This window comes from Bradyrhizobium sp. USDA 3364 (assembly GCF_054056355.1).
Genome location: NZ_JBSRYG010000002.1, coordinates 1,215,171 through 1,227,615, shown reverse-complemented (window position 1 = coordinate 1,227,615; position 12,445 = coordinate 1,215,171). Strand labels below are relative to the sequence as shown.

Annotated in this window: 14 protein-coding genes, 1 pseudogene and 1 riboswitch; of the genes and pseudogenes, 8 read left to right on the top strand and 7 right to left on the bottom strand. The window is 61.0% G+C overall.

Annotation, left to right across the window (positions count from 1 at the left end; all coding sequences use genetic code 11):
• Window positions 1-158 precede the first annotated feature (158 nt).
• The 3 genes and pseudogenes from ACVILL_RS05815 to ACVILL_RS05805 form a co-directional block, all read right to left on the bottom strand.
• Window positions 159-455: a hypothetical protein gene (locus ACVILL_RS05815; RefSeq protein ID WP_456728225.1), complete on the bottom strand. Its 297-nt coding sequence runs from the start codon at window positions 453-455 to the stop codon at window positions 159-161.
• Window positions 452-1,570: pseudogene (locus tag ACVILL_RS05810) on the bottom strand (transposase); the annotation flags it as partial. The pseudogene ACVILL_RS05810 and the gene ACVILL_RS05815, both read right to left, overlap by 4 nt.
• 68 nt (window positions 1,571-1,638) lie before the next feature.
• Complete coding sequence (locus tag ACVILL_RS05805; RefSeq protein WP_456728224.1) at window positions 1,639-2,070, bottom strand: hypothetical protein; 432 nt, start codon at window positions 2,068-2,070, stop codon at window positions 1,639-1,641.
• A 496-nt stretch (window positions 2,071-2,566) separates the two neighbouring features.
• On the opposite strand from ACVILL_RS05805, the gene ACVILL_RS05800 reads away from it, so the two are divergent.
• The 3 genes from ACVILL_RS05800 to ACVILL_RS05790 all read left to right on the top strand — a co-directional run bounded on the left by ACVILL_RS05800 (window position 2,567) and on the right by ACVILL_RS05790 (window position 4,504).
• Window positions 2,567-3,082, top strand: a complete 516-nt coding sequence (locus tag ACVILL_RS05800; protein WP_456728223.1) for a hypothetical protein — start codon at window positions 2,567-2,569, stop codon at window positions 3,080-3,082.
• Window positions 3,083-3,299: 217 nt separating this feature from the next.
• Window positions 3,300-3,818, top strand: a complete 519-nt coding sequence (locus ACVILL_RS05795) for a hypothetical protein (protein ID WP_456728222.1) — start codon at window positions 3,300-3,302, stop codon at window positions 3,816-3,818.
• 8 nt (window positions 3,819-3,826) lie between these two features.
• Window positions 3,827-4,504 carry an HAD family hydrolase gene (locus tag ACVILL_RS05790; RefSeq protein WP_456728221.1) on the top strand — a complete coding sequence of 226 codons (678 nt, stop codon included), beginning with the start codon at window positions 3,827-3,829 and terminating at the stop codon, window positions 4,502-4,504.
• 370 nt (window positions 4,505-4,874) lie between these two features.
• Here the strand turns inward: ACVILL_RS05790 and ACVILL_RS05785 are convergent, their stop codons facing one another.
• Window positions 4,875-5,519: a TonB-dependent receptor plug domain-containing protein gene (locus ACVILL_RS05785; protein ID WP_456728220.1), complete on the bottom strand. Its 645-nt coding sequence runs from the start codon at window positions 5,517-5,519 to the stop codon at window positions 4,875-4,877.
• Here ACVILL_RS05785 and ACVILL_RS05780 point away from each other — a divergent pair.
• The gene (locus tag ACVILL_RS05780) at window positions 5,518-5,814 is read left to right on the top strand and encodes a hypothetical protein (RefSeq protein ID WP_456728219.1); all 297 of its coding nucleotides are present in this window, start codon (window positions 5,518-5,520) and stop codon (window positions 5,812-5,814) included. The two genes, ACVILL_RS05785 and ACVILL_RS05780, sit on opposite strands and share 2 nt — an antisense overlap.
• Window positions 5,771-5,970, bottom strand: a riboswitch (cobalamin riboswitch). Its footprint overlaps the gene before it by 44 nt.
• Window positions 5,971-6,072: 102 nt before the next feature.
• Here ACVILL_RS05780 and ACVILL_RS05775 read toward each other — a convergent pair.
• Window positions 6,073-6,543, bottom strand: coding sequence for a hypothetical protein (locus ACVILL_RS05775; protein ID WP_456728218.1), 471 nt, complete (start codon window positions 6,541-6,543; stop codon window positions 6,073-6,075).
• A gap of 12 nt (window positions 6,544-6,555) precedes the next feature.
• The gene (locus ACVILL_RS05770) at window positions 6,556-7,977 is read right to left on the bottom strand and encodes a short-chain fatty acyl-CoA regulator family protein (RefSeq protein WP_456728217.1); all 1,422 of its coding nucleotides are present in this window, start codon (window positions 7,975-7,977) and stop codon (window positions 6,556-6,558) included.
• A gap of 136 nt (window positions 7,978-8,113) precedes the next feature.
• Here ACVILL_RS05770 and ACVILL_RS05765 point away from each other — a divergent pair, with 136 nt between their 5' ends.
• Genes ACVILL_RS05765 through prpB form a run of 4 tightly spaced genes read left to right on the top strand, consistent with a single transcriptional unit; the run spans window position 8,114 to window position 12,212 of the window.
• Entirely contained in the window at window positions 8,114-8,527 is a 414-nt protein-coding gene (locus tag ACVILL_RS05765) for an acyl-CoA thioesterase (RefSeq protein ID WP_456728216.1), read from the top strand.
• A gap of 14 nt (window positions 8,528-8,541) precedes the next feature.
• Complete coding sequence (locus ACVILL_RS05760; protein WP_456728215.1) at window positions 8,542-10,071, top strand: MmgE/PrpD family protein; 1,530 nt, start codon at window positions 8,542-8,544, stop codon at window positions 10,069-10,071.
• A gap of 28 nt (window positions 10,072-10,099) precedes the next feature.
• On the top strand, window positions 10,100-11,278 hold the full coding sequence (gene prpC, locus ACVILL_RS05755) for a bifunctional 2-methylcitrate synthase/citrate synthase (protein ID WP_456728214.1): 1,179 nt from the start codon (window positions 10,100-10,102) through the stop codon (window positions 11,276-11,278).
• A gap of 10 nt (window positions 11,279-11,288) precedes the next feature.
• Window positions 11,289-12,212, top strand: coding sequence for a methylisocitrate lyase (gene prpB, locus ACVILL_RS05750; protein ID WP_456728213.1), 924 nt, complete (start codon window positions 11,289-11,291; stop codon window positions 12,210-12,212).
• Between the two features lie 24 nt (window positions 12,213-12,236).
• On the opposite strand, the gene ACVILL_RS05745 is transcribed toward prpB, so the two are convergent.
• Window positions 12,237-12,392: a hypothetical protein gene (locus tag ACVILL_RS05745; RefSeq protein WP_456728212.1), complete on the bottom strand. Its 156-nt coding sequence runs from the start codon at window positions 12,390-12,392 to the stop codon at window positions 12,237-12,239.
• Window positions 12,393-12,445: the final 53 nt, after the last annotated feature.

Sequence of the window (12,445 nt, the reverse complement as noted above, 5' to 3'; positions counted from 1 at the left end):
GTATCGGGTTTGATCTGCTTCGGAACGCGACCACCGCGAAGTCCGAAAGCGCAGCCTTCGCCATACACGGGCTGTTTGTGCCGGTTCACCAATCATTCCAGTCGGCACTCCTGCTCGCAGAGCGCGGGCTCGTCGGTGATGCGCGAACGGTTCTAAGATCAGGCGTCGAGGGGACCATCGCGATCTATGCGCTGCACTCCGATGCCGCTTTCATCGACAGGCTGATCGAGGCCCCCGATGCGATCCTTGCCGCGATTGGCAAGGAAGTAAGCCAGCAGGCTATCGAGCTGGTAGCCCATCAGCCCGAGCCATGGGCTCAGCCCATCGATTGCTTTCGTAACATCGCGCGCAAGATTGCTGAGAGTGGCGGCAGCGCGCAGTGCGGCTTCACATTCCACCACCACTTCGCCCAGAAGATCGAAGGCCGGCCGCTCTACATTTACCTGACCCATCATGCCGCGTGGGTGTCACCCGCGGGAGCGGGGGCCGCGAGCGTGAACTCGTCGCGCGCGCCGTTTGGGCCGCGTTGTCGTAGACGGTCGAGCTTGAGAATCCGCTTGAGGTGCGCGAACAGCATCTCGATCTTTTTGCGGAGCCGGCGCGAGGTGCCTCCTTCCCACGATGCGATCTGACCGGCCATGTCGCGAGCGCCCTCATAGATTGAGCGCGGTACCCTTCAGGAAGGCTGCTTGGGACAACACCGGGATTTCAGTGCGCACCGATCACATCGTGCTTGCTGGCAAGGTAAAGCATGGTGGCACCGTCATTCACCAGCGTTCCAGTGGTGGTAAGAACTTTGCCACCGGGGCAACGATAGGCGTCTCCGGTATGGTCATAGGTGAAGTCGTCGCGCGAAAAGATCCCGTCTGTCCGGGCCGACTTGTCGAGGACTGTAACGTGCGGCTCGATGCCGTGCTCATAGACTAGCCAGGCGAGCATCTCGGCCGAGCCATAGCCACTGTCGCCGAGGAGCCGGCTCGGATAGAGATCGAATCGTTCGAGCGAGCGCTCAATCATGCGCTTGGCGGTTAAGACCTCAGCCTGCCGGATTGCTGTTGTCGCTTCGACGTCCACGATGATCGCATTCTCGACGTGGATCAGGTAATTCGCCGAATAGGCGAAGAAGGCTTGACCGCCGTGGGCTCCCGTCCAGCGCGCCGCCGGATCGGAGGGCGACACGAACTTCGGGGTGACCTCGGTCGCTGCTCCGATAGCGGCCTCATCGAGGACGGCCAGGTACTCGTTTATCGCTCGGCTTGCCGCCTCCGGTGGGAGTCCCTTGTCGCCTTCAATCCCTTTTTGCCGATTGGCGTCGGCCTTGATCAGGCTCGCATCGACCGCAAATCCTTCACCGCCGACCAGCCGTTCCTCGATACAACGGTGCAAGACGTTCTCGAACACGCGGCGAAAGAGATCGCTTTCTCGGAAGCGACCATGTCTGTTCTTAGAGAACGTCGAGTGATCTGGCACCGCACCGTCCAAGCCGAGCCGGCGGAAAATTGAGATGAACGTCATCGCACAAACGTCGCTCCGATCGGATAAAGGCGCAGATTTCGCTGCTTATGACGCGCTTTCGGCCGAGCGGCTGAAGCTCGGCCGCTTTCAGCCTTGGATTAGCCAATCCTTCGCCCGGGGGTGCTAAGCCGGTCGTGTTTCATCGCAGGCAAAGATATTGACACCCGGTATGCCGATCGTCTGCAGCGCGTCTTCAACGTGTCCGAGCTTTATGTCGTAGCCTTGCAGCGCATCCTCGGCGCTTTCGCCGGAATGATGACGCATCGAAAGTGCATCGGCGGCGCGTGCAAGGGCGACGATGGCGACGCGATCGAGCAGTGAGGAGTCCGCGTTCGACTGGGAGACGTGTGTCAGAGGGTTCTGACCGCTTGGATCCGGAGCGCTGCCCCACTTGGAGCAAAAGTTTACCGCGCACTCGTACTCGAGATGAGCAAGAATATCCGGACGCACTGCACTGCCGTCTACACCGCGTGTATCGACCACTGCGATGGCAAGTCGCGCATCGTCGCGCGCGGCGACACGAATGATAGCACGCTTGAGCTTGCCATTTTTCACACAAGGTTCGGCGCGCTTCAGACAGATTGTCGCGAAACCACCAGCACAGGTATCTGGCCATAGAGAGAGCGTGAATCGTTACCTCAGCGGGTTTGACGGTCCGAGTGAATTGCTATGCGCTGGTACGAAGCTTGCTTAAGGGCAGGATCATGTCCTCTCGGATCGGTGGAGCATGTCAGGTATCGCTGCCGCTTTTCTATTGCCTTGGAGTAGTTCCCATCAGACGGTTTATGATCGGCTCCAGCACATGCTTCCAAAGCTCGCACTTCGCGGACAAGCAGAAGTCGTCGTCACCGCCTTCACGCACAACAAAGGCGTTCGAGGTGGAAGCGTGCCTCACCCATCACACGAACTGTCTTCCATTCAAAAGAATAGGCGGGATTCGGAGGTCAGTCCGCACGTTGCGATCGCTCTTATCAGCGGCCGAGTTTGCAGATAGGATAGGAACGACGATCATCCAAATCCCAAGCGCACGGCCTCGTCCCGTGAACTGACAGTGTCGGTAGATGGAGCGTTAGCAAATGGCCACGAGGTGAGGGCAGAACTGATTGCACAAGGTTACACCCGGGTTGGTCGGACGGATGCTGAGCTGTTGCTCAAGCTGATTGAGAAAATTTGTGAGAGGGATTATTGGCGGCAAGGCTTGCGGGTCAAGTATGAGAACGTTTTCCGTGAAATCGATGAGCGCATTGATGGTGCTATCAGTGCGCTCTTGTTGGACCCAGCGGGAAATCTGGTCGCGTTCCGCAATAGATATGGTTTGCGTCCATTGGAGTTCATGCAGACGGACGATGGAGTTTTGCTCTTTGCCTCGGAAAATTGCGCCTTTGCCGGCCTTCGAGGCGAGTCAGGTCAAATCCTGCCGGGCTACATCAAATATGTGGATGGCAAACGGGGGCATTGCCTCGATCATCGCGTCAGTGTTTCTCAAGAAACCGCCAAGCTATGCGTTTATGAGACCCTTTACCTCGGAAACCCGGATACGTCCATCGATGGCCAAACTCACCGCTAAACCCGCTACAATATCGGTTTCTCGCTAGGTGATCTTATTGCGCAACGGATCTGCGCAGAGCAGGACCCAGATCCCATCATCGTCTCGTCCATGCCTTATACCGGAAGACCTTACGCTGACGGGTTATTTGCATCTCTGGTAGCGCGCGGCGTTAACGCTCAACGACGTGAAGTCATCGAGGCGCAATTCGCTGAGCGAACTCTCATCGGCCCAACCAGTGAGCGCAAGCATCGTATCGCTCGCAAATATCGGCTGGCTTCGACTGATGTTGGCAAACGCACGATACTCATTGCCGATGAAGCCCTCATTCGTGGCGATACCCGGCCGGACCGTGACGAATATGCTCCTTGCTGCGGGCGTCAAAGCTGTCCATTGGGGAATCGGTTCGCCACCTATCGTGGCTCCGAATTACTACGGCGTGGATATTGAGGCCATCGATGAACTGGCTTTTTGGCAGGCATGGAAACGGCTGTCCGCGCAACAGCAGAAGCAAAGCCTGCTGTTCAAAGACATCGAGCCGCATGTTCTTCAATCGGTTGAAAGCAGAATCGCTGCCGCGATCAACGCGACAACTGTGACTTACTTGCCCTTTTACCGATTGTCCTCGTTGCTGCCGCGCGGGAGCGAGGGAGTAGATTTATCACCCTTCACATTCGAAATGCCGACTTCTGCAGGTCAAAGCCGCGCAAACAGAGATCTGCATAGCCTTGTCGCTGACTACCAGAGCGCTGCCTGAGATTGAGTATGATGAGGCCCATTCTTGTTTTTGATTGGAATGGCACGTTGCTTGACGATGCCAGCGCACTACTCCAAACGACGAACGTTATCCTGAAACGTTTCGGTCGCCCGGCGATCGATTTAGACACCTTTCGGGATCATTGCGATGTCCCACTGTCCATTCTTTTCCGAAACATCGGGATGTCAGAATCGGAAGTCGCAGCCGTAGATCGCGATGGCAGTGCAATCTTCCATGACACTTACGAGCCGCTGGCCGATAAAGCAGATCTACGCGTGGGGGCGCGCACAATGCTGGAATGGGTTCGCCGGGAAGCGGCTTCGTCCATCATCGTGAGCAACCATATAGTCGCACCTCTTGTTGCTCAATTGCAAAGGCTCGGCATCGATCGCTGCTTCAACGACGTCCTGGCCTTTGAAAGCCGTGCCACGCAGAATAAGACGATGAGCAAAGGGGAGCGACTTCGGCGATATATGGTGCAAAACGATCTAAAGCCGGAGTCGACCTTCATTATCGGGGATATGCCGGTAGAAACTGATATTGCCCGAAGTCTTGGACTGATCAGCGTAGCCATTACCGGCGGATTTGTTTCCGAGGCGCGGTTGCGGGCTACGAAGCCGGACCACATCATCCAGAACCATCACGAGCTATTGCCGATCGTTCGAGAGCACGGCTCTTTCCACTAGGCGGGTAGCGGGGGCGCGGCAGCTAATAGTCCAATGCCGGTGAGACGCGCAGGGCTTCCGTACTGCGTCTATTTCAAGATTCCGGCCGAGCGCGATCTGAGCGAAATGTCTTGCTCGACAATATTACTCGGATTGCCCGTGCTCTAAAGGTCAAAGTCCACGCGCTTCTTGACGACGGCACTTACTGGACCAAGGCCTATCTCACGAGGCTTGCGGGTGACGGGCGAAGTGAACCGAAACATCCACGATTTGGTCTTTGGTCCCACTCCCAGCGACGAAGAGCCAGAGCCCGTCACCATCGCCCAACCGATCGCCTGGCCCGGCATGCTCAACCCTGTTTTACAGTGAGGGTTCCCATCGAGGTGGTCGGCTAGGTGCCGAGCGTATCGATCGAGCCGTCGAGTTCGCTCCTGATCGGTCCGGTGGTCAGCTGCTTGCTGACATAATTGACCGAGCCGCCGATCGTGGCGAGCCCCGACGTGATCGAGTTCGGGCCCTTGACGAATTCGACCTGCTCGAGGCTCGCCGTGTCCATCACGCGGGAGGTGATGTCTTGCGGACCGATCCAGATGCCGTTGTAGAGTGTGGTGATTTCGCTGCCCGTGAAGCCGCGCATCGAGAACCCCGCGGGTGGCGCCGGCGGCATCGCCCGACAGCACGCCAGTCGCCCCCCGCGCGGTCTCGGTCGTGGTGCGGTATCCTGCTCCTGCATCTGCTGCTGGCTGACGACTTCGACGGTTACGGGCGTCTCGTGTACCGTCAGGCCAAGCAGGCTGGTGCTGCCGGCTATCACGTTGCTGTTGAGCGGCGTCGCGGCCGTTGCTGCGAGAGGGGCCGGTCCCGGCACCGGCTTCGGCGCTGGCGCAGGCTGGCGTGCCGCACGCCGGACGCGCTTAGCGGGCCCGCAGCTTTCGCTGCCACGTTGCTCCGCGCTCGGCCGCGGCGTGGGCGGAGTGACGGTGACGGGATTGAGCTGCTGCGGTGTTTGCGCCGATGCCCGGCCGGCCGCGGCCATGGAAGCCATCACGATGCAAAGCGTGACCGCCGAACCGGCCAGCAAGCGGTGCTTGCGTGAAATCAGTGAAAGCCCTGAAATTCGCGCCGACGAGCGCAACGCAACATCATCTGAAATGAACACAGTGGTGACCAACGGCGAAGCAAAAAAGCCGTCACGTACATTGGCCGTGAGCGGCTGCCGTTCGCCCCAGATGCGGCAGATCCCAACCGGCTTTGCAACGCCCTGGAGCACCCCGCCCAATGCGTCAGCACATGACCACGACGGTAGCAAGGTTTCCTGGCTTGCGGCTTGACGCTTCCGACCACCTTCCCAGATTCGAATCGAATCCACTGGCTTCAAATGTCGTCGGCTCGCCGCTTACAGTTGCGGGGGCAGCTCCGGCCTAGTCCGTGAGGACGCACCGTATTCCCTTGATATGCCTTTCGGCACTACCGCCGATGAGCCTGAACGGCCCCTCCAAGCGAATCAAGCAAGTGGCGCTTGTCGAATGCGGAGTAGCAGCACATGTGGCAGTTTGGTCACGCCGAACGGCTGCGAGCATCTCGGACGTTCACGATCTGTTGGGATGGCGCCAATCCGCGATCTGCTGGGGCCGAGTCGCAAGCTCCCTGACAATATCGGGAGAATACAGGAAGAGGCTGACCTGCTTCCGACCGCTACTGAAGAAGGTGTGGCCAGCGGTCGGTACTCGACCTTGCTTCGACCACCGTCGCAATTCGGCTGAGGTGATCGACAGTATCTGCTCGACCATTCTCCCCGTCAGTGGCTCCTTTTGAAGCTTTTGCAGCTTCTGCTCGACGACTTCACAAACTTGCAGGACGGAGTTCACGTCGCCCAACGGGCAATGAATCAGAATACCCCCTTGGCAATCTGTCACGCTGCATTCGAGCCGCTGGCGAAAGGTCGATCGCGTGATTCGAAGTGCTTGCGCCGCCCTCTTGTGCGAGCCCGCCGTCAATTCTTCTGAAGGAAAGAACTCGATGGTCCGTGTCGTCAAAAGGCTGGCGGTGTTCAGATGCATATGTCCTCTCGGTCAGGGAGTGGAGGCTGCATAGGGAGAAAAGTAGGCGTGTTTTTCATCGATCATAAGCGGGCGTCCGAGCGGAGGGAAAGCCCTCTGCGGGCAATCGACGCGCTCACATACCTTGCAGCCTATGCCAATCGGCGTCGCGGACGCAGGATCGTGAACGTCAAGTCCTCGTGAGTAGACAATTTCTTCGGCGTGCCGGATGTCACATCCCAGGGCGACGGCAAACGTCTTGCTCAGCGAGCCATATCCCCCCTCGCGACGGGTGACGGTGCGCGCGATCCAGAGATACGTGCGATCGTCCGGCATTTGGGCAAGCTGGGTGAGGATGCGTTCAGGAGTCGTGAACGCTTCGTATACATTCCAAAGCGGGCAGGTGCCGCCAATCCGGGAGAAGTGAAAATCAGTTGCAGATTGTCGTTTCGAGATGTTTCCAGCGCGATCGACGCGGATGAAGAAGAACGGCACGCCGCGTGCGGAAGGCCGTTGTAGCGTACTCAGCCGGTGGCACGTGGTTTCGAAGCCGACGCCAAACTTCTGGCCCAGCAGCTCGATGTCATAGCGAAGCTTTTGAGCGGCACCCAAGAATTCCCCATAAGGCATGATCAGTGCTCCGGCGAAATAGTTGGCAAGCCCGATGCGGGCGAGCCCGCGCGTATCCGCATTGGTGAACCGTGCACCGTCGACCAGTGCTGACAATTCTCCATCGCAAGCCAGTAGGGCGATTTGAGTGGCCAACTGGAAAGCCTGTTGGCCCGGTTCCAGCTTTCGCGAGAGATGCAGGGCCGCGCATTCTTGGTCGAAGCGTCGATGTGCCGCAGCAGGCGCATCGTCGAACATCACCGTTATTCCAAATTTGTCGCGCAGATGGTCGCTAAGGCTCGCCGACGTCAGCTGGCGCGATGGCGCAAGCTGTTGCGCGAGCTGCTCGGCGGCGTCGTCCAGCTCGGCAAAGTAGTTGTGGCGTGCATAGAAGAAGTCGCGGACTTCCTCGTGGGGGGTCGAGGGCAGGATCGCGGTCGCCGCCTGGCGGTCCTCGCCGAGCCGCGCGGCGAGCACCGCGGTTTGCTCGATCGCGAGCCGGTGATTGCGGCTGAGCGAGATGATCGCCCGCGCTACCGCGGGCATGTTGACGGCGAGCTCCCGGATTTCGGCGGCTGATACGTTCTCGCCGACGACTGTGGGCGACAGCGTCTCGCGGAGGTCGGCAACCAGCCGCGCCTCGTCATCCTCCGAGAACATCTGCACGTCGACGCCGAAGACGGTGTTGAGTTTGAGCAGGACCGCAATCGTTAGCGGCCGCTGGTTGTTCTCCAACTGGTTGAGGTAGCTCAGCGAAATCCCGATCGCGGACGCCAGGGCCTGCTGGGTGAGGCGGCGCTCCTCACGCAGGCGCTTGAGCCGGACGCCCATGAAAGCCTTCTTCATTTGCTCCTCCGTCGGCTTCGCAAACTTCGCAGTTTTGCTACTCGCCCTTCGCAAGTATCCGCAATTTCAGCACTATTCACACTTTGGTCTATGCGGATATTGCGAATAGCGAGCAAAGTTGCAAGGGCGTCATTCGATGCAGGCTTCCTACGGGCAGGCGGTCAGCGCGGCCGAATCCACGTGTTTCGTCGAACTGGTCTTCCCCGACCAGGCCAACCATTACGGGACCCTGTTCGGCGGCAACGCGCTCAGCATGATGGGCAAGGCCGCCTTCGTGGCCGCGACGCGGCGGGCACGCCGAGCCGTGGTCATGGCAACTTCGGACAAGGTGGAATTCCATGATCCGGTTCGCGTTGGCGAACTCGTCGAGCTCACGGCGAAGGTCGAACGTGTCGGCCGCTCGTCGATGACGGTTGCCGTCGAGGTGATCGCCGAGGCCCTGATATCGGGTGACCGGCGAACCGCGATGCGTGGGTCTTTCGAGATGGTCGCCGTGGACGAGCAGGGCAGGCCGACGCCTGTTGCGTCGTCTCCTCAAAACAACGTCTGACAGGAAACTGAACCGTGAAACTGCACAACGTCCGAACCCACAAGTCCTCAGAGCATCTGCCGCGCGCGGACCAACTGGCCTGGAAGATTGCCGAGGTCGCGTCCGATCCGGTCGCGGTCGTGCCGGCGGTGGTCGAGATGATCGGCAACCGCATCATCGACAACGCTGCCGTCGCGGCCGCCTCGTTGGCGCGGCGTCCGGTCGCCAGCGCGCGAGCGCAGGCGGTTGCGCATCCCTTCAGGCCTGGCGCGACGGTGTTTGGCCTTGCGCCATCGCAGCGAATCTCGCCGGAATGGGCGGCGTGGGCCAATGGTGTTGCGGTTCGCGAGCTGGACTTCCACGATACGTTCCTGGCCGCCGACTATTCCCATCCCGGCGACAACATTCCGCCGGTGCTTGCCGTGGCCCAGCATTGCGGTCTCGACGGCCGCGCGCTGCTGCGTGGCCTTGCGGCCGGCTATGAGATCCAGGTCGATCTCGTGAAGGGCATCTGCCTGCATGAGCACAAGATCGACCATATCGCCCATCTCGGGCCGTCGGCCGCGGCCGGTATCGGCTCGCTTCTCAAGCTGCCGACCGAGACGATCTATCAGGCGGTCCAACAAGCGCTGCACGTCACCACCACGACGCGTCAATCGCGCAAGGGTGAGATTTCGAGCTGGAAGGCCTACGCGCCGGCGTTCGCCGGGAAGATGGCGATCGAAGCGGTCGATCGCGTGATGCGCGGCGAGGGCGCGCCGTCGCCGGCGTGGGAGGGCGAGGACGGCTTCATCGCCTGGCTGCTGTCCGGGCCGAAGGCCAATTACAGCGTGCCGCTGCCGGAGAAGGGCGAGCCCAAGCGCGCGATTCTCGATACCTACACCAAGGAGCATTCGGCCGAATATCAGAGCCAGGCGCTGATCGATCTCGCCCGGCGGATGGGGCCGAAGATCGGCGATCTCACCAAGATCGAGAGCATCGTGATCCACACCAGCCATCACACCCACTATGTGATCGGCACCGGCGCCAACGATCCGCAGAAGATGGACCCCAAGGCGAGCCGTGAAACGCTCGACCACTCGATCATGTACATCTTCGGGGTCGCGCTCGAGGACGGTGGCTGGCACCACCAGAAGTCCTACGCGCCGGAGCGTGCCGGGCGTCCGGAGACCGTGGCGCTATGGAACAAGATCTCCACTGTCGAGGACCCGCAGTGGACGCGGCGCTACCATAGCCATGACCCCAAGGAGAAGGCGTTCGGCGGCCGCGTCGTGGTGACGCTGAAGGGCGGATCGACCATCAGCGACGAGATCGCGGTCGCGGATGCGCATCCGCTCGGCGCGCGCCCCTTCGCCCGTGCGCAATACGTCGCCAAGTTCCGCAGTCTCGCCGACGGCATCGTCGCGCCGCAGGAGCAGGATCGCTTCCTGACGCTCGTGGAGCGGCTGCCCGAGTTGAAGGCCGAAGAGCTCACGGGCCTCACCTTCACGGCCGCCGCCGGGCAGCTTGGCACGACCAGCGCCACCGGCATCTTCGATTGGTCCGGCTCATCCGCCGGACGCTAGATCACAGCAGAACAACGGGAGGAACAGGATGGCCATCGAACCGAACAAGCCGGCGCCGAAGAAATCGGTCGTGCTATCGGGCGTCGTTGCAGGCAATACCGCGCTCTGCACCGTCGGCCGCACCGGCAATGACCTGCACTACCGCGGCTACGACATCCTCGATGTCGCGGAGACCTGCGAGTTCGAGGAGATCGCCCATCTTCTCGTTCACGGCACCCTGCCGAATGCCGCGGAGCTTGCGGCCTACAAGGCGAAGCTGCGCGGCCTTCGCGGCCTGCCTGTCGTGGTGCGCAACGCGCTCGAGGCGCTGCCGGCGGCGGCGCATCCGATGGACGTAACGCGAAGCGGCGTCTCGACGCTCGGCTGCGTGCTTCCGGAGGCGCACGATCATAATCATCCCGGCGCACGTGACGTCGCCGACCGGCTGATGGCATCGCTCGGCTCGATGCTGCTGTACTGGCATCATTTTGCCCAGAATGGCCGCCGCATCGACGTCGAGACCGACGACGAGACGATAGGCGGGCATTTCCTGCATCTGCTGCATGGACGCCGCCCGTCCGAATCCCACGTCCGCGCGATGCACACCTCGCTCAACCTCTATGCCGAGCATGAGTTCAACGCCTCGACCTTCACCGCCCGCTCGATCGCGGGAACCGGCGCGGATATCTATTCGGCGATCACCGGCGCAATCGGCGCGCTGCGCGGACCCAAGCACGGCGGCGCGAACGAGGTCGCTTTCGAGGTGCAGAAGCGCTACGATGGCGTCGATGACGCCGACGCCGATATCCGCCGCCGGGTCGCCGCCAAGGAGGTGGTGATCGGCTTCGGGCATCCGGTCTACACGATCGCCGATCCGCGCAACAAGGTGATCAAGGAGGTCGCCCGACGGCTGTCGGCGGAAGCGGGCTCCACGAAGATGTTCGAGATCGCTGACCAGATCGAGGCTGTCATGGCCGAGACCAAGAAGATGTTCGCCAATCTAGATTGGTTCAGCGCGGTGTCCTACCACATGATGGGCGTGCCGACGGCTATGTTCACCCCGCTGTTCGTCATCGCGCGCACCTCTGGCTGGGCCGCCCATATCATCGAACAGCGTGCCGACAACAAGATCATCCGGCCCTCGGCGAACTATGTTGGACCGGAAAACCAGGCTTTCGTACCGATCGAGCGCCGGGGCAACCCGCCGTCATCCGTGCGCGCCGCATAAAGGATCCTGCATGCCCTATCTCGTTGCATCCGATCTGCCTTCGGAATCCGCCGGCCGGCGATTTCGCGAGCTTCTGAAACGCCCCGGCATCCTGAAGCTGCCGGGCGCGCACAACGGGATGGCGGCGCTCCAGGCCAAGCGTGCGGGATTTGACGGATTGTATTTATCCGGCGCGGCCATGACCGCGTCGATGGGCCTGCCGGATCTCGGCATCATCACGGTCGACGAAGTCAGCTTCTTCATCCGCCAGATCGTACGCGCCTCTGGCCTGCCGCTTCTTGTCGATGCCGACACCGGCTACGGCGAAGCGCTCAATGTCATGCACGCCGTTCGGGTATTCGAGGAGGCGGGGGCAGGCGCGCTGCATCTCGAGGATCAGATCCTGCCGAAGAAGTGCGGACATCTGAATGACAAGCGGCTCGCTGACGCACATGACATGGCGGCCAAGATCGCGGCGGCGGCCAAGGCGCGGCGCGATCTCGTCATCATCGCTCGCACTGATGCGGCGGCGAGCGAGGGGCTCGACGGCGCCGTGGCCCGCGCCAAGCTCTACATGCAGGCCGGCGCCGACGCCATCTTCCCGGAGGCGCTCAACACCGAAGACCTGTTCCGCGCCTTTGCGCAGCGGATGCCTGATGTGCCGCTACTCGCCAACATGACGGAATTCGGCAAGACGCCGTTCTATACGGCGGCCGAGTTCGAGGCGATGGGCTACGCCATGGTGATCTGGCCGGTATCCGCGCTGCGCGTCGCCAACAAGGCGCAGGAAGCGCTCTATGCAGCAATCGCGCACGATGGCGGCACGCATGGTGCCGTCGAGCTGATGCAGACACGCGCCGAGCTCTATGCCACAATCGGCCTGCATGAGTACGAGGCGCTCGACGCCTCGATCGTTCAGACCATCATTCCCGAGGGCATGCCGCAGCGGCGATAGTCGTCGGGCAGGCGCGGCGCTCGTTCAAGAGCGCCGCTCTCCCGACCCACCGAGGTGAATCGCCAGAATTTTTTCGGGCGTCTCGTTCACTTCGATGATTTGAGCGTTGCTGCCGACGAATTCCAGGATCGTCCTGTCGCCCTCGCGTGACAATCCCGCCGACCAGCGAGATGTTGACATGGTAGGGCGTCGCTTTGCCAAAGCGGGTGCATTTGATCCAGAACTGCATCGGC

Coding starts and splice junctions, on each gene's coding strand:
- ACVILL_RS05815 (WP_456728225.1), bottom strand. CDS start 455: ATGATGGGTCAGGTAAATGTAGAGCGGCCGGCCTTCGATCTTCTGGGC.
- ACVILL_RS05770 (WP_456728217.1), bottom strand. CDS start 7,977: ATGAAGAAGGCTTTCATGGGCGTCCGGCTCAAGCGCCTGCGTGAGGAG.
- ACVILL_RS05785 (WP_456728220.1), bottom strand. CDS start 5,519: ATGGCCGCGGCCGGCCGGGCATCGGCGCAAACACCGCAGCAGCTCAAT.
- ACVILL_RS05745 (WP_456728212.1), bottom strand. CDS start 12,392: ATGTCAACATCTCGCTGGTCGGCGGGATTGTCACGCGAGGGCGACAGG.
- ACVILL_RS05790 (WP_456728221.1), top strand. CDS start 3,827: ATGATGAGGCCCATTCTTGTTTTTGATTGGAATGGCACGTTGCTTGAC.
- ACVILL_RS05780 (WP_456728219.1), top strand. CDS start 5,518: ATGGAAGCCATCACGATGCAAAGCGTGACCGCCGAACCGGCCAGCAAG.
- prpC (WP_456728214.1), top strand. CDS start 10,100: ATGGCCATCGAACCGAACAAGCCGGCGCCGAAGAAATCGGTCGTGCTA.
- ACVILL_RS05775 (WP_456728218.1), bottom strand. CDS start 6,543: ATGCATCTGAACACCGCCAGCCTTTTGACGACACGGACCATCGAGTTC.
- ACVILL_RS05765 (WP_456728216.1), top strand. CDS start 8,114: ATGCAGGCTTCCTACGGGCAGGCGGTCAGCGCGGCCGAATCCACGTGT.
- prpB (WP_456728213.1), top strand. CDS start 11,289: ATGCCCTATCTCGTTGCATCCGATCTGCCTTCGGAATCCGCCGGCCGG.